The sequence below is a fragment of the Xanthomonas sp. LMG 12459 genome, assembly GCF_009192905.1.
Taxonomy (GTDB): domain Bacteria; phylum Pseudomonadota; class Gammaproteobacteria; order Xanthomonadales; family Xanthomonadaceae; genus Xanthomonas_A; species Xanthomonas_A sontii.
In genome coordinates this window covers 1-18,558 of the sequence record NZ_NSGT01000125.1, presented here as the reverse complement: position 1 = coordinate 18,558, position 18,558 = coordinate 1, and the positions used below count along the sequence as shown (strand labels likewise).

13 protein-coding genes are annotated in these 18,558 nt (G+C 71.8%); 7 read left to right on the top strand and 6 right to left on the bottom strand.

Features of this window, described 5'->3' with window-relative positions; translation table 11 throughout:
- The first annotated feature begins 21 nt into the window (after window positions 1-21).
- The 6 genes from CEK65_RS20620 (at window position 22) to CEK65_RS20595 (ending at window position 7,080) form a co-directional block, all read left to right on the top strand.
- Entirely contained in the window at window positions 22-1,728 is a 1,707-nt protein-coding gene (locus CEK65_RS20620; RefSeq protein WP_152182837.1) for an alkaline phosphatase, read from the top strand.
- The gene (locus CEK65_RS20615; RefSeq protein ID WP_226980665.1) at window positions 1,725-2,294 is read left to right on the top strand and encodes a WG repeat-containing protein; all 570 of its coding nucleotides are present in this window, start codon (window positions 1,725-1,727) and stop codon (window positions 2,292-2,294) included. The genes CEK65_RS20620 and CEK65_RS20615 overlap by 4 nt, the downstream gene beginning before the upstream one ends.
- A gap of 457 nt (window positions 2,295-2,751) precedes the next feature.
- Window positions 2,752-4,068 carry a tRNA lysidine(34) synthetase TilS gene (gene tilS / locus CEK65_RS20610; RefSeq protein ID WP_226980664.1) on the top strand — a complete coding sequence of 439 codons (1,317 nt, stop codon included), beginning with the start codon at window positions 2,752-2,754 and terminating at the stop codon, window positions 4,066-4,068.
- Window positions 4,069-4,099: 31 nt separating this feature from the next.
- Window positions 4,100-4,363, top strand: coding sequence for an exodeoxyribonuclease VII small subunit (locus tag CEK65_RS20605; protein WP_152182836.1), 264 nt, complete (start codon window positions 4,100-4,102; stop codon window positions 4,361-4,363).
- Window positions 4,356-5,234 carry a polyprenyl synthetase family protein gene (locus CEK65_RS20600; RefSeq protein ID WP_193314850.1) on the top strand — a complete coding sequence of 293 codons (879 nt, stop codon included), beginning with the start codon at window positions 4,356-4,358 and terminating at the stop codon, window positions 5,232-5,234. Before CEK65_RS20605 ends, CEK65_RS20600 begins: the two co-directional genes overlap by 8 nt.
- Window positions 5,235-5,985: 751 nt before the next feature.
- The gene (locus CEK65_RS20595; RefSeq protein WP_017909615.1) at window positions 5,986-7,080 is read left to right on the top strand and encodes a M35 family metallo-endopeptidase; all 1,095 of its coding nucleotides are present in this window, start codon (window positions 5,986-5,988) and stop codon (window positions 7,078-7,080) included.
- Between the two features lie 95 nt (window positions 7,081-7,175).
- Here the strand turns inward: CEK65_RS20595 and CEK65_RS20590 are convergent, their stop codons facing one another.
- The 4 genes from CEK65_RS20590 to pmbA all read right to left on the bottom strand — a co-directional run bounded on the left by CEK65_RS20590 (window position 7,176) and on the right by pmbA (window position 12,003).
- Complete coding sequence (locus CEK65_RS20590) at window positions 7,176-8,309, bottom strand: DUF1501 domain-containing protein (RefSeq protein WP_152182834.1); 1,134 nt, start codon at window positions 8,307-8,309, stop codon at window positions 7,176-7,178.
- 37 nt (window positions 8,310-8,346) lie between these two features.
- Window positions 8,347-9,774: a DUF1800 domain-containing protein gene (locus CEK65_RS20585; RefSeq protein WP_152182833.1), complete on the bottom strand. Its 1,428-nt coding sequence runs from the start codon at window positions 9,772-9,774 to the stop codon at window positions 8,347-8,349.
- A 172-nt stretch (window positions 9,775-9,946) separates the two neighbouring features.
- Window positions 9,947-10,324 carry a DUF4870 domain-containing protein gene (locus CEK65_RS20580; protein ID WP_010344465.1) on the bottom strand — a complete coding sequence of 126 codons (378 nt, stop codon included), beginning with the start codon at window positions 10,322-10,324 and terminating at the stop codon, window positions 9,947-9,949.
- Window positions 10,325-10,638: 314 nt separating this feature from the next.
- Window positions 10,639-12,003 carry a metalloprotease PmbA gene (gene pmbA, locus CEK65_RS20575; protein ID WP_152182832.1) on the bottom strand — a complete coding sequence of 455 codons (1,365 nt, stop codon included), beginning with the start codon at window positions 12,001-12,003 and terminating at the stop codon, window positions 10,639-10,641.
- Between the two features lie 95 nt (window positions 12,004-12,098).
- Here pmbA and yjgA point away from each other — a divergent pair, with 95 nt between their 5' ends.
- Window positions 12,099-12,695: a ribosome biogenesis factor YjgA gene (yjgA, locus tag CEK65_RS20570; RefSeq protein WP_148827558.1), complete on the top strand. Its 597-nt coding sequence runs from the start codon at window positions 12,099-12,101 to the stop codon at window positions 12,693-12,695.
- A gap of 156 nt (window positions 12,696-12,851) precedes the next feature.
- Here yjgA and tldD read toward each other — a convergent pair whose 3' ends face one another.
- Both tldD and CEK65_RS20560 read right to left on the bottom strand, forming a co-directional pair.
- Window positions 12,852-14,294, bottom strand: coding sequence for a metalloprotease TldD (gene tldD, locus CEK65_RS20565; RefSeq protein ID WP_152182831.1), 1,443 nt, complete (start codon window positions 14,292-14,294; stop codon window positions 12,852-12,854).
- Window positions 14,295-14,499: 205 nt separating this feature from the next.
- Entirely contained in the window at window positions 14,500-18,417 is a 3,918-nt protein-coding gene (locus CEK65_RS20560; protein ID WP_152182830.1) for a YhdP family protein, read from the bottom strand.
- Window positions 18,418-18,558: the final 141 nt, after the last annotated feature.

Below are 18,558 nucleotides of genomic sequence, written 5' to 3'. Positions count from 1 at the left end.
TGTTCAGGACCCGTTCTGCGTATGCGCCTACCCGTTTCCGCCCTCGCCGCCGCCTCCACCCTGCTGCTGGGCGCCTGCGCCAGCACGCCGCATGCGCCGGCCGCCAGCGCCAACGTCGCGCCGATCGTCGTCCCCGCCGTGGCCCATCCGGCCGGCGAGACCCCGGCCTGGTGGTACCGCAGCGGCGCCGCCAAGGCCGTCAACAACGGTGCGATGCGCGGCAAGGCCAAGAACGTCATCCTGTTCCTCGGCGACGGCATGAGCCTGACCACGGTCGCCGCCGCGCGCATCCTGGATGGTCAGCGCAAGGGCGCCTCGGGCGAGGAGAACCAGTTGTCGTGGGAGGCGTTCCCCGCCACCGCGCTGAGCAAGACCTACAACACCGATTCGCAGACGCCGGATTCGGCCGGCACCATGACCTCGATCACCACCGGGGTGAAGACCCACATGGGCGCGATCGGCGTGGCCGCCGGCAAGCGCGACGCCTGCGCCGACAGCCTCGGCAAGCAGTTGCTGAGCTGGCTGGAACTGGCCGACAGCGCCGGCATGGGCACCGGCATCGTCACCACCACCCGGCTGACCCACGCCACCCCGGCCGCGACCTACGCGCACGTGCCCGAGCGCAACTGGGAAAGCGATGCCGACCTACCGGAGAAGGCGGTGGCCGAGGGTTGCCGCGACATCGCCCAGCAGATGGTGAGCGCACGCTTCGGGCGCGGCCCGCAGGTGATGCTGGCCGGCGGCCGCGGCCAGTTCACCACCGTCGAGCAGCGCGACCCCGAGTACGACGACAAGGTCGGCCTGCGCCTGGACGGCCGCGATCTGGTCGGCGAATGGCGCCAGCGCCATCCGCAGGGCGCCTACGTGTGGACCCGCGGGCAACTGGAAGCGGCGCAGAACGCGCCGGCGCTGCTGGGCCTGTTCGAGCCGGACCACATGCAGTTCGACCACGACCGCGACCGCAGCGCCAATGGCGACCCGAGCCTGGCCGAGATGACCAAGGCCGCGATCCGTACCCTGTCGCAGGACAAGAACGGCTATGTGCTGATGGTCGAAGGCGGCCGCATCGACCACGCGCACCACGCCGGCAACGCCTACCGCGCGCTGGACGAGACCATCGCCCTGTCGCAGGCGGTGCAGGCCGCGGCGGACGCGACGTCGGCCGAGGACACGCTGATCATCGTCACCGCCGACCATTCGCATACGCTGAACTTCGTCGGCTACCCGCAGCGCGGCAACCCGATCCTGGGCAAGGTGCGCGGCACCAGCGGCGAGGACGCCAACACCGGCGACCTGGCGCTGGACGGCAACGGCCAGCCCTATGCCACGCTCAGCTACGCCAACGGCCCCGGCTACACCGGCGCCAGCAACCAGCAGCCGGCCGGGGTCAAGACCTTCCCGCATGCGCCGAGCAATTTCGAGCCGGCCAACGGCCGCCCGGATTTGACCCACGTCGACACCGAAAGCCCGGACTTCATGCAGGAAGCGCTGGTGCCGACCAAGGCCGAGACCCATGGCGGCGACGACGTCGGCATCTGGGCGCGCGGCCCCGGCAGCAACGCGTTCCGCGGCAGTCTGGAAGAGAACGTGATCTACCACGTGATCGTGCAGGCCACCCCGACCCTGCGCGCGCGGCTGTGCCAGGCCGGCACCTGCAACGGCGACGGGGTGCCGGTGGAACTGCCCAAGCCGACGGCGTTCATGACCAGCGCAGCCACCGCGCAGTGAACCGCCTCCTGCCCCGGCCGTGGCGCCGTGGCCGCCTGCGTGCGGCAGCGGCGCTGCTCGCGCTGGCGACAACCGCAGCCGCTGTGCAGGCGCATGCGCAGCCCGACGACGCCTGCCGGCTCGGCGATCCGACCACCGACCGCGACGTCGTGCCGGGCTGTCGGCTCGGCGCCGACGAACGCCTGGTACTGACGCCACAGGCGCTGCGACGCCTGCCCTTCGATCGCGACGGGCTGGCGCTGCTGACCGTCGGCGCACGCTTCTACTACGTACGCGCCGACGGCCGCAGCCTGCCGGTGATCACCTGGGACAACGGTCCGGATGGTTTCACCGAAGGGCTGACCCGCGGCATTTTTAATGGCCGCATCGGCTTCTACGACCGGCAACTGCGCGAGGTGATCGCGCCGGTCCACGACTTCGCCTGGCCGTTCGAGCAGGGCGTCGCCGCGGTCTGCGACGGCTGCAGCGCGGACACGCCCGACACCGACGGTCATACGCCGATGCAGGGTGGCCGCTGGTACTCCATCGACCGCCATAACCGCGAAGTGCCGGCGCCCAAGCGCTGAGCCGATGATCGTGTGCGGCATGGCCGCGTTGTCGCGGAGAAGGTCGCCAAGGCTGGTTCTCTGCAACGCGTCTCTTTGAATCTCCCGCGATGTCGCGGAAGCGCATCGTCCGCGAGGTGAGACATCCCCGCGTCGGGACTGAAGTCCCTCCCACATGGGGCTACCTCACGTTGCGCGGCTTCAAGCGCCGTCGCGCGCTGGCGGCGGGCCAGTCGTCGCGTGCTGGCGACCGACATCGAGCGGGCACCGGGCTGAGCAAGCATTTGGGCCAGCCACGAGTGCCGACAATTGCTTTTGTGGGAGGGACTTCAGTCCCGACGCGTTGAATTGAAAGGCGGGGGGCTGAAGTCCCTCCCACAACGCTGCCAAGCGCAAAGACGTCGCCATGCCACGCTTCGCGCTGACCTGCGCTTGCGTCTACAGTGACGCGATGCCGCCGCACGCCTCTACGCCCCCGTTGTCCGCACTCGCCACCGCGCTGCCCGATCCGGCACCGGCGCCGCTGCTGCTCGGCCTCAGCGGCGGTCTGGATTCGACCGTGCTGCTGCACCTGCTCGCGCAGCAGCCGTCATACCGCGCCGCCGGCCTACGTGCGCTGCATGTGCACCACGGCCTGCATGCCGACGCCGACGCCTGGGCCGCGCAGTGCGCGCAGCTGTGCGCCGCGCTGGCGGTGCCGCTGCAGGTGGTGCGGGTGCAGGTGCCGCGCGACAGCGGCGATGGCCTGGAAGCGGCGGCGCGGCAGGCACGGCGCCAGGCCTTCGCGCAGGCGCTGCAGCCCGGCGAATGGCTGGCGCTGGCGCAGCACCGCGACGACCAGGCCGAGACCTTCCTGCTGCGTGCGCTGCGCGCCTCCGGCCCGGATGGCCTGGCGGCGATGCAGGCGCTGTCCGATTTCGCCGGCAGCCGCCTGTGGCGGCCGCTGCTGGCGCAGCCGCGCAGTACGCTGCATGCCTATGCACAGCAGCACGGCCTGCAGTGGATCGACGACCCCAGCAATGCCGATCCCGGCTTCGACCGCAATTTCCTGCGCCTGCAGGTGCTGCCGCTGCTGCGCCAGCGCTGGCCGCACGCCGATGCCGCCCTCGTCCGCAGCGCGCGGCTATGTGCCGACGCCAGTGCACTGCTGGAGGCGGACGACCGCACGGCGCTCGACGCGCTGCAGGACGCCCCCGGTGCCCCGCTGCCGCTCGCCCCGCTGCGCGCCCTGCCCGCGGCGCGGCGCGCGCGCGTGCTGCGACGCTGGGTCGCACAGGCCGGCCTGCCGCCATTGCCGGCGGCCGGCCTGGCCGCGATCGAACGCGACCTGCTGCAGCCGCGCGCCGATGCTTCGGCGCAGTTCGCCTGGCACGGCGCCTGCGTGCGCAGTTGGCGCGACATGCTGTACGCCGAGCGCGACCTCGCGCCCTGGCCTGCGGACTGGCAGGCGCAGTGGGACGGCCGCGCGCCGCTGGCGTTGCCCGATGGCCGCCGCCTGCACCTGCGCGCCGACACCACGCTGGCCTTCGATACGCCGCTGATGGTGCGCGCGCGCCGCGGCGGCGAACGCCTGCTTCTGCCGGGGCGGACGCAGTCGCAGGCACTGAAGCACCTGCTGCAGACGCAGGCGTTGCCGCCGTGGCAGCGCATGCGACTGCCGCTGCTGTTCGACGCCACGCAACTGCTGGCTGCCGGACCGGACCTGCTGGCCGCGCCGCTGCACGATTGGCTGCAGGCGCACGCTGCACGCCTTGAGCTGGATGCGCTGCCGGCGCCGGCACGCGCCTCGCATTGACCCTGCCGCCGCCGCCGCGCACACTTTCGCCATGCCCAAGAAGTCCCAAGACGATGCCTCCCCGGTCGCGCGCTTCGAGCAGTCGCTCGAGGAGCTGGAAGTGCTGGTGGAGAAGATGGAAGCCGGCGACCTGAGCCTGGAGCAGTCGCTCAGCGCCTACGAGCGCGGCGTGGGCCTGTATCGGCAATGCCAGCAGGCGCTGGAGCAGGCCGAGTTGCGCGTGCGCCTGCTCAGCGATCCCGAGCAGCCCGAGAGCGCCGAACCCTTCGATCCCGTGCCGCCCCATGGTGGCTGACGCGGCGTTCGCGCACTGGCGCGAGCGGGTGGAAACCGGGCTGCAGGCGCAGTTGCCGGCGGCCACGCTGGCGCCGCAGCGCCTGCACGCGGCGATGCGCCACGCCACCCTCGGCGGCGGCAAGCGCATGCGCCCGCTGCTGGTCTACGCCAGCGGCGCGCTGTTCGGCGCCGACGCCGCGCGCCTGGATGCACCGGCGCTGGCGGTGGAACTGATCCACGCCTATTCGCTGGTCCACGACGACCTGCCGGCGATGGACGACGATGCCCTGCGCCGCGGCCAGCCGACCGTGCACATCGCCTTCGACGAAGCCACCGCGATCCTCGCCGGCGACGCGCTGCAGAGCCTGGCGTTCGCGTTGCTGGCCAATGCCGAGGACGCGGCGGCACCGCTGCGCGTGCAGTGGCTGCAGACCCTGGCCGAGGCCGCTGGCGCGGCCGGCATGTGCGGCGGGCAGGCATTGGACATCGACGCCACCGGCCGCGTGCAGGCGCTGCCGGACCTGCAACGCATGCATGCGCTGAAGACCGGCGCGCTGATCCGCGCCAGCGTGCGCCTGGGCGCGCTCGGCGGTGGCGCCGACGCCGCCGCGCTCGCGCAACTGGACAGCTTCGCCACCGCGCTGGGCCTGGCCTTCCAGGTGCGCGACGACATCCTCGACGTGGAAGCCAGCTCCGAACAGCTCGGCAAGACCGCCGGCAAGGATGTCGCGCAGGCCAAGTCCACCTACCCTGCCCTGCTGGGCATGGATGGCGCCAAGGCCAAGCTGGCCGAGCTGGCGCAGGCGATGCAGGACAGCCTGGAAGGCTATGGCGCTGCCGCCGATGCACTGGCGGCGCTGGCGCGGCTCGCGGTCGATCGCGCGCACTGATCGCCACGCTCGGCGCGTGCGATCGGTGCGGCTGGGTCGCACGCGTCATTAGCCGCAGATGCGATGCACCGCATCCGCGAAACCAGGGATGGATGCTGGCGCTGGCCGCGCGCAGCCCGTGATGACCAGAGGCGCTGTTGCAGGAGCGGCTTCAGCCGCGACAGACGGCATCGGTCATGCCTGTCGCGGCTGAAGCCGCTGCTACATGGGCTTGCGGTGAGTGTCTGGGGCAATGTAGGAGGGACGTCAGTCCCGACTGCTTTCGCGGTCCGATCGTCCGCCACGCCGGTCGTCGCGGATGCATGACGGTTGACTCCCACACCAGGCGACCAGGCGCATCTCACGCCACGGCAACCCGCGTTGCCGCAAAAATTCCGACGCAGCGCATACCGCTGCAGATCGCGATGACGCCGGCTGCGGCGAATGGAGATCTCGGACGTCCTCATCGCCTTCGGCAAACGCCGCCACCAGCACGATCTCCACGCACGCACACGCACAGTGCGAGCGTGATCGCCACATGGCCTATCCGCAACGCTGCGCTCGATCCAGTGCATGCCGCTGCGGCAAGGCCGCTGCAGCGCGACACTCACATGCGGCGATGTCTGTCCGCGATGCCGATACTGAGACCTGGCGCGCGCTTCGCTGGACGAAATCGAAGACAAACACACCTGCGACGCGCACGCGCGCATCACCGGGCTAGTTTGCTTCGGCCCCTGTCACGGGGCGCCCACTTTCGACGGAGAGAGACTGCATGAAACACGCATCCCGGATCTCGGCAGCGATCGGCTTCAGCCTGGTCGGCATCATCTCGGCGGCCACGGCGCAATCGCAACTCACGCGCACGCCCGCGCCGCTGCAGGTCGAACTGACGCCGGTCGCCGACGCCGACGGCCAGCAGCGCGGCCAGATGGCGGTGACCGTGCGCAACACCGGCACGCAGGTCGCACGCGTGCCCAAGTGGGAACTGCCGCTGGGCGATCTCGACAACGCCCTGTTCCAGGTCCAGCGCGACGGCAAGCCGGTGGATTACGTCGGGCGCCTGGTCAAGCGCGCCGCGCCGCGCGCCGAGGACATGGTGGTGCTGCAGCCGGGCGAAGCGAAGCAGGCGCAGATCGACCTGAGCCGCGCCTACGACCTGACCCGCAGCGGCACCTACAGCATCCGCCTCGACGCGCCGCTGCAGGGCGCCGCGCTCGCCGATGGCGCGCGCATGCTGCGCGCCGACGGCGAGCCGCAGACCCTGTCCAGCGCGCCGCTGACGGTATGGCTGGATGGCGGCCGCGGCCATGCGGTGCGCAACGACCTGATGGTCGGCCCGCAGGCGGTGGTCAATGGCGTCAACTACGCCTCGTGCAGCACCAGCCAGATCAGCACCATCGGCAGCGCGGTGAACGCGGCGCGCACCTACTCGCAGAACGCCAAGACCTACCTCAACGGCGGCAGCACCGGCGCGCGCTACACCACCTGGTTCGGCGCGTACAACGCCAGCCGCTACAGCACCGCCACGTCCAACTTCGTCAACATCGATTCGGCGATCGACCAGAACAACGGCCAGATCACCATCAATTGCGGCTGCAGCGACAGTTCCTACGCCTACGTGTATCCGAACCAGCCGTACCAGATCTACGTGTGCAATGCGTTCTGGAGCGCGCCGCTGACCGGCACCGACTCCAAAGCCGGCACCCTGATCCACGAAATGAGCCACTTCAGCGTGGTCGCCGGCACGCAGGACACCGCGTACGGCCAGAGCGCGGCCAAGAGCCTGGCCAAGAGCGATCCGGCGCGCGCGGTGAAGAACGCCGACAGCCACGAGTACTTCGCCGAGAACAATCCGTCGCAGAACTGAGTCCGGCACGCCGGTGATGTCCCCGGGCGCGGACCTCGCGTCGGCGCCCGGTTCGCGTGCGGCCCAGGCCGCACGCTCTATGCCCGCGTGGTGTCCTAGGCCACCAAACCCTCCAACCTGGGCAGCCCCGCGCTGCCGGGAAACACCTGGGTGTCCAGCGCGCGCTCGGACACGCCCAGATGCGCGCCGAGCACGTGCCGGAACAGGCTGCGCAGGTCGCTGGTGGCGCGCAGGTCGCGGCCCTCGTTCAAGGCCCGCGGCGACAGGCCGGGCCAGTCTCCCGCGATGCGCCCGCCGCGCACCGCGCCGCCGGCCAGGAACGCCACCCCGCCGGTGCCATGGTCGGTCCCGCCGGTCCCGTTCACCGCCGCGGTGCGGCCGAACTCGGTCACTACCGCGACCACGCTGCGCGACCAGCAGGCCTGCGCGCCATCGTGGAACGCGCGCAGCCCCGCATCCAGTTCGCCCAGCTTGCGCTGCAGCACCGCGGCCTGGTTGCTGTGGGTATCCCAGCCGGCATCCTCGACGAAGCCGATCCGCGGCCCGTCGGGCTTGGCCATGAAGCTGGCCGCCGCACTCATCGCCTGCGGCAATTGCCCACCCTTGACGCTGTCCACCTGCATGCCCTGCTCGCGCAGCGCGCGCGCGAAATCGCCGGCCAGATGCGGATCGGCGGCATACAGCGGCTGCAGACGCTGCAGCAGGATCGGATTGACCGCGCTCGGCAGCGGCGGCGACCAGCTGTTCACCGCGCCCGGACCGCGCATGATCAGCGGCGTCACCGCGCTCACCGACACCGCCTCGGCGCCGTGCAGGGCCAATGCGCAGCGGTTGAGCCAGCCGCTGGAGGCGCCGCTGGGCCGCGCGGTGCCGTTCTCCAGGCAATCCTGCGCCTCGAAGTGCGAGCGCTCGCGGTACGGCGGCGCCACCGCCACCACCGGCAGCCATTGCTTGCGCGCGTACAGCTCATGCGCGAACGCCAGCGCCGGGTGCAGCGCGAAGCTGCCGTCCAGGGCCAGGGTCTGCGGCGGCGCCAGCGCGCCGCGCAGGCGTGCGTAGTCGGGATCGGCGGTCGGCACCAGCGCGTGCAGCCCGTCCAGCGCGCCGCGCAGCAGCACCACCAGCAGGCGCGTATCGGCGCCCGGCGCGGCCAGGCCGCTGCCCGACCACAGGCTCAACACGGTGGCCGCACCGCTGGCGGCAAGGAAACGACGGCGTGTCAGTTGCATCGGAGCTTCTCCCATCGCGGATCGGACCGCGCGCCGCTCAGGCGCGCCATTGGAAGGCCGGGCTGGCCAGCAGCACCGCCACGCCTTCGCGTGGCGATTCGGCGCGCCGCACCGCGCTCAGCGTGTCCGCATCCGGACCGTCGCCGAACGCGGTCGCGGCCAGCGTCAGCGGATCGCCCGGAGCCATCCCGGCGAGCGCCTCGGCGGCCTGCACGCGCTTCCACAGCGCGTCGGCGCCGCTCCATTCCGCTGCTACATCGGCATAGCCGGCCGGCGAGCGCGGGGTGAACGGCGGCTGCCCCATCCGCGCCAGCAGGGTCAGCACGGTCTTCTGCTGCGGCGGCGCCTCGGGCCAGATACCTCCGGCGCGCAATGCCGACACCACGAAATCCTGCGGCGGCTTGAACTTGCGCGCCTGTGCGTCCCAGGCCTCGGGGCTGTCGATCAGGGCGCGGTAGACGTGGCGCAGATCGCCATCGCTGCGCCGCCACGCGTCGGCCATGCGCTGCACCAACGCTGGCGGCGGATCGTCGCGGACGAAGTGCCGGGCCAGCTTGAACGAGACATGCTGCGCGGTGGCCGGATGCCGGGCCAGCGCGGTCAGGATCGCCTCGCCCTGCGCCACACCGTCCTCGGCATAGCGCCGGCCCAGCACCAGGCGGCTGCCGGCGGCATGCGCCGGCGCGCGGAACACGAAGGCAGCCCCGGGCATGCCCTGCTCGACATCGCGTGGCGCCGGCACGCCCCAGCCGGTGATCGCACGCGCCAGTTCGGTGACGTCGGCCTGGGTATAGCCGCCGTCCACGCCGAGGGTGTGCAGTTCCAGGATCTCGCGCGCCAGGTTCTCGTTGAGCCCCAGGCGGCGCGCCGGGCGTTCGGGATCCATGCGCATGGCCCGGCGCTGCGCGCGTTGCGCCAGCAGCGAGTCGGGGCCGACCGAATTGGCGTTGTCCAGGTAGCGCAGCATCGCCGGATGCCGCTCCACCGCCAGCAGCAGGTCGGCGAAGCGGCCCATGCAGTGCGGGCGGATCGCCTCGCGTTCCATCGGCGCCGCGTACAGCGCGGCCGCACGCTTGTCGACCGAGACCGCGAAATGATTGGACCAGAACTGCACCAGGCGCTCGGCGAATCCGGCCGGGGTGGACACCGCGATCCGGTAGCGCGCCGCCAGTTCCTGCGCCTGTGTCTGCCGATACAGCCCGCGCGCGGCCTGCTGCGCCTGCCGGGCGGCCTGCTGCGGATCGCCGGCCGCCTGCTGCCGCGCCTGGCGGCGCTCGCGCTGGTAGTCGGCCTCGCGGCGCAGGTAGGCCAGGCTGTCGGGCAGGCCCTGCAACTCCGCCGCCAGTGGGGGCGACTGCAACTGCGCGGCGAGCCAGTCGCGCGGCTCGCCCATGGCCGCCAGTTCCCCGGGACGGGCGCCCAGGCCGAAGCGGTTGGCGGCGCTCAAGCTCTCGCGGCGGATCATGCAGCGCTCCGGTGATGGCGACAGCCTTGCAAACGCGCAGCACGGGCCGCGGTTGACCGGCCGGTGGCGGCATTGCGCCTGGCCGCCCTGCGCTCTCCCGCCGGTGCCCAGTGCGGGCACAAAAAAGGCCCGGCGCAACGGCCGGGCCTTCGGAGATGCCTCGCAGGTGCGCTTACTTGATCAGGCGCAGCGCGAACGGGTAGCGGTAGGCGACGCCTTCGTTGGCCTTGATGCCGGCCAGGATGCACAGCACCAGGTTCACCACCCACACCACCGGCGCGAGCAAGCCGCCGATGATGATCACGCTGAGCACCATGCAGATCACGTAGGCGATGGCGATGGTGATCTGGAAATTCAGCGCTTCCTTGGCCTGATCGTTGAGGAAGGACTTGGCCGGGTTGTCCTTGTTCACCAGCCAGATGATCAGCGGCACGATGAACCCGAGGAGGATCCCCGACAGATGGGTGATCAGCGCGACCGTGCGGTCTTCCTGGGGGCCTGCCGAGGCCGGCGGCGGCGGCGGGGCGGTGACGTTGTCGAATTCGCTCATCGGTATTCCGTTCCTTTGGTGGTGAGGGGACAAGACGTTTGGCGCGTCACTCTCGGCGGCCCGCGCAGCGCTGTCAAGCGAGGCCGGCACAGCGGGACGCACGCCACGCCGGGCGCCGCGCCGGTCCATCAGCCCATACGGCAGCGGATCGCGCTCGCCCCCGTCGCAGCGTCGTAGCGATCGGGCGCAGCCCATCGCCATGAGTCACAGGTGCAGTGCCGCCAGCGCCTGCAGCACCAACGCGTAGGCGCGATGCCCAGGCCCCGGGCGTGCGACGTTGCCGCCGTCACCTTCCGCGGCGCGCGTCACGGCCCTCAGTCGTTGCCGGCCACCGTCATCCGGCCGACCAGCACTGCACCGATGTGCACGTGCGAGCGCACGTCGATATCGGCACCCACCGCCTCGATGTCCTGGAACATCTGCCGCAGGTTGCCGGCGATGGTGATCTCGTCCACCGGATAGGCGATTTCGCCGTTCTCGATCCAGAACCCGCCGGCGCCGCGCGAGTAATCGCCGGTCACAGGGTTGACGCCGTTGCCCATCAGGTCGGTGACCAGCAGGCCGCGCGGCAGGCCCTTGAGGATGGCCTGCAGGTCCGCCGCGTTGGCTGCCACCTGCAGGTTGTGCACGCCGCCGGCATTGGCGGTGGTCTGCAGGCCCAGCTTGCGCGCCGAATAGCTGCCCAGCACGTAGCGCTGCAGCACGCCGTCGCGCACCAGCGGCGCCTCGCGGGTGGCCACGCCCTCGCCGTCGAAGGCGGCCGAGCGCAGGCCGCGGCGCAGGTGCGGCCGTTCGTCGATCGCGAACCACTCCGGGAACAGGCGGGTGCCGGCGCTGTCGAGCAGGAAACTGGCGCGGCGGTACAGCGCGCCACCGGACACCGCGCCGAGCAGATGCCCGATCAACGAGCGCGCCATTTCCGGCGCGAACAGCACCGGCACCTCGCCGGTCGGCAGCGAGCGCGGCTGCAGCCGCGCCACGGTGCGCTCGGCGGCACGGCGGCCGATCGCCGAGGCGCGTTCCAGGTCCTCGCGTGCCAGCGCGCTGCTGTACCAGCCGTCTCGCTGCATGCCGTCGCCCTGCCCGGCGATCAGCGTGCAGGCGATCGAATGGTGGGTGCTGCGCTCGCAGCCGACGAAGCCGTGCGAATTGGCATAGACCGACAAGCTCTCGCTGCTGCCGGCCGATGCGCCGTCGGAATTGCTGATCCGCGCATCGGCGTCGCGGCCGGCGGCCTCGCAGGCCAGCGCCAGGTCGATCGCCTCCTCGGCCTGCAGCGGCCACGGATGCCAGCGGTCGAAATCCGGCTGCTCGCGCGCCATCAGCGCCGCCTCGGCCAGGCCGGCGGCCACGTCGTCCTCGGTGTAGCGGGCGATCGCGCAGGCCTGGGCGACGGTGGCCTCCAGGCTGGACTCGTGCAGGTCGGCGGTGCTGGCACTGCCCTTGCGCTGGCCGAAATAGACGGTGACGCCGATGCCGCGGTCGCGGGTGGATTCCACCGTCTCTACCGCGCCCAGGCGCACGTTGACGTCCAGCCCGCGGTCTTCGCTGCAGCTGACCTCGGCCTGGCTGGCGCCGAGCGCGCGGGCGCGCGCCAGCAGCCGCTCGGCGATGTCGGACAGGCGCTCCAGGCGCTGCTGGCTGTCGTCGCGGTGCAAATCGGGGGTGATCGCGTTCAATGCTTTATCCTTGTTGTGCGAATCCCTTCGCCCCTGTCCGGCCGTCCTGGCCGGATGTGTTGATTTGATTTCCAGCCCGATCGAGTAGTACGAGCATGCGCGGACGCGACGAAGACACCGGTGAATTCCGCGGCGAAAGCCGCAGCCAGCAACGCCGCGAGGCGCTGGAAGTGCTGAGCCTGGGCGAGAAGCTGGTGGCGCTGACCCCGGCGCAACTGGCCAAGCTGCCGGTGCCCGAGTCGCTGCTGCCGCACATCGCCGAGACCAAGCGCATCACCTCGCACATCGCGCACAAGCGGCAACTGGCGTTCCTGGCCAAGCAGATGCGGCGCGAGGACGAAGCGGTGCTGGAGGCGATCCGCGAAGCCATGGACGTCAACAGCGACAGCGCGCGCCGCGAAGTGGCGGCCATGCATCGGGTCGAGGACTGGCGCGAACGGCTGCTCGCCGAAGGCGACACCGCGCTGGCCGAACTGCTGGCCGAACACCCCGACGCCGACCGCCAGCGGCTGCGCCAGCTGGTCCGCAACGCCAAGGACGAACGGCTGAAGAACAAGCCGCCGCACGCTTACCGCGAGTTGTTCCGGGAGCTGCGCGAGATGATCCTGGGGGGTGCGTCGGGAACGGGGAATGGAGAATCGGGAATCGAAGAAGCGGACGACGACGCGGCGTTCGACGACACGCGCGACTGAGGCGCGGCAACGTCGGCTGCCACGCACAACGGACGACGCGCTCCCAGCCCAGCGAGCGCGGCGCACGATGAACCTGTCCGCCAGCCCTGCAACGCCGCAGCCCACCGCGGCGCCCGCTTTGCCCATTCCCGATTCCCGATTCCCCACTCCCGGCTCCTAGGCCGTCCCGCCCACGGTCAGCCCGTCGATCAGCAGCGACGGCTGGCCCACGCCCACCGGCACGCTCTGCCCGTCCTTGCCGCAGACGCCGACGCCTTCGTCCAGCGCCAGGTCGTGGCCGATCATGCGCACCTTCTGCATGGTCTCCGGGCCGTTGCCGATCAGGGTGGCGCCCTTCACCGGCGCGGTGACCCTGCCGTCCTCGATCAGGTAGGCCTCGGTGGCCGAGAACACGTACTTGCCGCTGGTGATGTCGACCTGGCCGCCACCGAAGTTGACCGCGTACAGGCCCTTCTTCACCGAGCGGATCATCTCCTCGGGATCGTGCTGGCCGGCGCGCATGTAGGTGTTGGTCATGCGCGGCATCGGCAGGTGCGCGAACGATTCGCGGCGGCCGTTGCCGGTCGGCGCCACGCCCATCAGCCGCGCGTTGAGCGTGTCCTGCATGTAGCCGACCAGCACGCCGTCCTCGATCAGGGTGGTGCAGTTGGTCGCGGTGCCCTCGTCGTCGACGTTGAGCGAACCGCGGCGGCCGTCCAGGGTGCCGTCGTCGACGATGGTGACGCCGGGCGAAGCCACGCGCTGGCCGATGCGGCCGGCGTAGACGCTGGTGCCCTTGCGGTTGAAGTCGCCTTCCAGGCCATGGCCGACCGCCTCGTGCAGCAGCACGCCGGGCCAGCCCGGGCCCAGCACGACCTGCATCACCCCGGCCGGCGCCGGCACCGCCTCCAGGTTCACCAGCGCCTGGCGCAAGGCCTCGCGCGCGAAGGCTTCCGGACGGCCATCGGCGAACAGCGTGGTGTAGTCGTAGCGGCCACCGCCGCCGGCATAGCCGGATTCGCGGCGGCCCTGCTGTTCGACGATCACCTGCACGTTCAGCCGCACCAGCGGGCGCACGTCGGCGGCGAGCACGCCGTCGCTGCGCGCCACCAGCACCGTGTCCACGCCGCCGGACAGGCTCACCATCACCTGCTGCACGCGCGGGTCGGCGGCGCGCAGGTACTGGTCGAGCCGCCGCAGCAGCTCCACCTTGTGCGCGTTGTCCATCGCGTCCACCGGATCCAGCGCCGGATACAGCGCGCGGCCGCCGCCGCGCTGCAGCGCGTGCGCCGGCTGCGCGCCGCCGTCGCGGGAGATGGCCCGCGCCGACTGCGCCGCGGCCAGCAGCGCGTCGCGGTGGATGTCGTCGGAATAGGCGAAGCCGGTCTTCTCGCCGGAGATCGCGCGCACGCCCACGCCCTGCTCGATGGAGTGGGCGCCGTCCTTGACGATGCCGTCCTCCACGCTCCAGCTCTCGCGCCGCGAATGCTGGAAATACAGGTCGCCGAAGTCGATGCCGGGGCCGAGCAGCGTGCCGAAGGCGCGCTCCAGGCTGGTGGCATCCAGGCCGGCGGGAAGCAACAGGCGGGTTTCGGCGAGGCTCAGGGCGTGATCGTTCATGAGCTCAACATGGGGGAGGAAGGCGCGCAGCGCAAGCGGCGGGCGGCACAGTCTGAACACGGCAGGCGCGCGGGAAGCGCGGCGGTCTCCAGGCAATGCACCGCATCCCATGCACGCGCAGGGCGCCGCGCCGCTGGCATTCGTGCGGATCGGCACCGCGCGCAGCGGTCCACATCCCCAATCCCGACTCCCCAATCCCGGCTTTTCAGGGCTTCCCGGACGCAGCCGGCGGCGTCGCGGCAGGCGCCGCCGGCGGGCGCGCCGACTCGCGCTCGATCACGTCCACCTTGGGATCCTTCCACGGCCCGGTGACCCGGTAGGTGCGCGCGCCGATGTTGCCCAGCGGCTTGCCCAGCACCGCGTTGGCGGCGGCGCCGACCGCCGCGCCGACCGGCCCGCCGGCCACCGCGCCGACCACGGTCAGCAGGTTGCCGGACTTGGGATTGACGTCGATGGTCTGGTCGAACTGCTGGGCGCGCAGGTCGGCCTCGCCGCGCACCTTGATCTCCGCGGCCGGGCCATCGATGACCAGGTTGTCGCTGCGCGCCAGGCCGTCGCCGAAACGGATCTGGCCGTCGATGCGGTTGAAGGCGAAGCCCTTGGAGAAGAAGTCGCGGAAATCGAACATCAGCCGCCGCGGCAGTTGCGCCACGCTGAGCAGGCCGAGCACGCGCCCTGCGCCCGGGTTCAGTTCCAGCAATTGCCCATTGCGCGCGGCCACGTCGAGCTGCCCCTGCACCGTGGCCAGCTGCAGGCCGGACGGCGTGCCCGGCCAGGCGGCGCTGAGCGTCAGCTGGCCTTCGCCGCCGCGCACCTGCCCGCCGAAGTCCAGGTTCTGCATCAACTCGCCCAGGTCGCGGCTGTCGACGTTGGCGTTGAGCTGGGTCCGGGCGGTGGCGCCCTTGCCGCGCCAGTCGCCGCTGATGTCGATCTTCTGCTTGTCCGAACGCAGGTGCAGCTGGTCCACCTGCATGCCGTCGGCGAGCTTGCGCGTGCGCAGCGAGGCCGCGCCGAGGGTCATCGCGCCGAAGCGCAGGTCGTCCACGTCCAGCGCCAACGCCGGGATCGTGGCCGGGTCCAGGCTGTCGGCGAACGGGCCGGCCGGGACCGGGCCGGCGCTGCCGGCGACCCCGCTGTCGGCGGGCGTGGCGACCACCGCCGTCGGCGTGCCGTTCGCCACCGGCAAGGTGGCCGTGGCCGAGCGCCAGTGCACCCGCGCCAGGCGTCCGCCGAGCACGCCGCCGTCCTTGGTCGGCACGCTGAGGTCGCCGGCCAGGGCCGGGCCGTCCAGATGCACGTCGATGCTGTCGGCCTGCGGCAGCAGGCGCAGGCGGGTGTTGTCGAACACCCCGCCCAGCAACAGCAGATGGTCGGCCAGGATCTCGATGCGCCGCAGCGGCATCGGGTCTTCGCCGCCGTTGGCCGCGGCGGCGTTCGGATCGGGGCGGCTGACCACGCTGATCCAGTCGATGGCGTTCAGCGCCGCGGTGCGCCCGCTGACCACCAGGCCGCTGGCCGGCGGTTCGTCGGCGACGTGGTCGCTGCCCATCACCACGCGCACGCCGGTCTTGCCGCCCTGGCTGCGCGCCGCCAGCGCCATCAGCTTGCCGAAGGCCACCTCGATGCGGCCGCTGCCGACCGGCAGCGGCACGTTGACCGAGGTCGCCAGCGGCGTGGCCGGCGCCTTGTCCATCGGCGCCGGCATCAGCAACTGGGTGCCGACCAGGTCCGAGCGCAGCTGCAGCCGGGTCGGCGGCTGCGCGCCGCCGTCGGGGGTCTTGGGCAGGCCGACGCCGATGTTCCAGCGCGAGCGGCCCTGCACGTACGGCTTGAGCCAGGCCATTTCCGGCACCCGGTCGAGCAGTTCGTTCGCGTCCAGCGACGCGCTCAGCGCGGCCTCGAAGGCCTGTTGCGGGTCCTGCACGCCGTCGCCGGCGCGCAGCGCCAGTTCGCCCTGGTGGCCCTGGTAGGCCACGCTCAGCTTCTGCGCGGCGAATCCGGTATCGCTGTAGTTGGCGCTGCCGCGCATGTCGTCGAAGGCCAGGTCCCAGCGCTTGTCGGCGATATGCGCGCCGAGCAGGTCGACCGTGCCGCGCAGGTGGTGGGTGCCGATGTCGGCGCGCAGCGGCTGCAGCAGGTCGAAGGTGACATCGGCCGGCCCCGACGCGCTGAGCGCATCCAGGGTGTCGCCGTAATGGGCGTGCAGCGGACTCTGCCGCAGCATCGCCAGCAGCTTGCCGGTCTCGGCGCGGGTGCTGGCCAGCACGCTGAGCTGGCCTTCCTTGTAGTCGGGCAGCGCCGCCGACAGCTGCTCCACCGGCACCCCGCCCATGCTGCCGCGGCCGTGCACCTCGAAGCCGTTGCCGATGAAGGCGACGCTGGCGTCCACGTTCTCCACCGCCGGCCAGTCGTGCTGGAAGCGCACCTTGGCGTCCTCCAGCCGCGCGGTCGCCTCGAAGCGGCCGTTGTGGTCGGCGAACGGCCAGTCGTCCAGGTCGCCGGAGACCAGCGCATGGCCGTCGCGCAGGCGCCCGCCCTGCAGCGCGGCGTCGAGCCAGTCGGTGGCGGCCTTGCTCATCTTGGAATGGACCCAGAACTTCTTCGCCGCCACCACCGGCGCGTCCTGCAGGTCGGCGGCCAGGTCGATCCACGGCCGCGAGCCGTCGTCCTGGAAGCGCAGCCCGCCGCGCACGTCGGCGCCGTAGTCGCTGCCCTGCACGCGCAGCCCCGGGGTCGCTACGCGCAGGCCGTCGCCATCGCGGAAGGCGACGATGCGCCCGGCCAACTGGACTTGGTGGACCACGCCGAAGCCGCTGGGCCAGTCGACGCGGACCGGGCTGCCGGCCTCCAGCGCCAGTTCGCCGGCCTGGGCATCGCCGTCGAAGCGGCCGCGCAGCCCGCTCACCCCAGGCGCACCGCCCGCCGGCGCGAATGCCAGGTCCGCCAGCCGCCCCTGGCCGTACAGCGGACCGCCGGGAACCCCGCTCACCGCCACCTGGGTCAGTTGCAGACGCGGCCGTGCCACCGCCAACCAACTGCGCAGGCTGGGCGAAAGCCGATCGCTGAGTCCGGCCACCGCGATCAGCGGCGCCAGGTCGAGCCGATCGCCGTACAGGGCGTAACGGCGCCCGCCGGCCACGCTCAGCCCGTCCAGGCGTTGCAGCGGCAGTCCGGCCTGGCCGAACTGCAGTTGCGGCGCATCCAGCCGCCAGCCGCCGTCGATCTGGCGCCAGCGCGCCTTCGCGCGGAAGGTGGTGAAGGCGAGCTGCGGCCGGGTGCGCCCGTCGGCCAGCGGCGCGCCGCGCAGGCGCAGCTCGCGCAGCGTGGCGTCCACGGTCACCCCGGCGACCCGGCGCTGCTGCAGGTCCAGCCAGGCCTGGACGTCGCCGACGCCGCCCTGCAGTTCGATGCCGGCCGCATGCAGCAGGCCGGCCCAGCCGGCCAGTTCCGCCGGGCGCACCGCCAGGTAGGCCTGGCCGTCGCCACTGCGACGGTCCAGGTCCAGCACCGCGGTCAGCGGCGCCTGTTGCAGATCGCTCCAGCCGTGCACGCCCACCTGCAGGCGCTCGCCGTTCACGCGCATCCGCAGGTCGATCTTCGGCACCTGCGCTTCCAGGCCCAGCGACGGGGCGTGTACACGCAGGCGTCCATCGATGACCTGCAACTCGCCCAGCCCTTCCAGCGCATCCAGCGGATCGCCGCCCTGCCCCGAGGTCGGCAGGCCCTGCACGCTCCAGTTGCCGTCGTCGGCGCGCAGCAGGGTCAGCGCCAGGCCGCGCAGGCGCAGTTCGGTGAACGAGCGCCCGGGCAGCAATCCCGCGTACATCGACACCAGCACCTCGGCCTGGCCGATGCGCACGCCGTCGCCGGCGCCAATGCGCAGCCCGTCCAGGCGCAGCAACGGACCGCGCCGGGTCCAGGCCGTCTCCAGCCGGTCGAAGCGGATCGGCCGCCCGGCACGCTCGCTCAGCCACGCCGCCACCTGCTGCGGATGCCGCTCCACGAACGGCAGCGCCTGGCTCAGCGCGCCCACCGCCAGGGCCACGCACACCAGCCCGATCGCCACCGCGTAGAACGCGAAACGGCGAGCCAGGCGCAGGCGGCGGCGCAGCGGGGTGTGCATCAGGTGCGGGGAATGGGGAATCGGGAATGGGGAATCGCAACAGCAGAGCGCGAACTGCTCATTGCCGTGTGAAATTCGGCCGAGGAATCCAGGGACGCGTCAGCGCAAACAGCGCGCTCTTCCCCCATTCCCCATTCCCGA